The 311-nt window shown below is 67.2% G+C and carries 1 pseudogene; it reads right to left on the bottom strand.

The features are described from left to right. A pseudogene (locus B7449_RS17405) lies at positions 1-311 on the bottom strand (integrase); the annotation flags it as partial.

Here is a 311-nt window from a genome sequence, read left to right as displayed (position 1 = left end):
AGTTCCAGGAGATCATACCCGTCTTTCGCCCCCGTGGTGATGGCGCCGCGGCGCAGGCTGTGCCCGCCAAAGTCCCCCTCAAGATGGGTGTCACCGCATCGTTTACGGATGATGTCCGTGACCGCCCGATCCGACAGGGCGTGCGGCCCGATCCTGGGCAGCACCCCAACGGGAGTAGCTCCTGCCCTGTGGCCCCGTGCAGACCAGATACGCCGGAAGACCGGACCTTCCGTGATCCCGGCCTGCCGGAGCCAGGTCTCGTATGCCAGAACCGGGCAGTTCCGGGTCAGGCCCCGCGGGATGCCGATCAG

The sequence above is a fragment of the Komagataeibacter intermedius TF2 genome, from assembly GCF_000964425.1.
GTDB classification, from domain to species: domain Bacteria; phylum Pseudomonadota; class Alphaproteobacteria; order Acetobacterales; family Acetobacteraceae; genus Komagataeibacter; species Komagataeibacter intermedius.
This window is presented reverse-complemented; position numbering and strand designations above follow the sequence as displayed.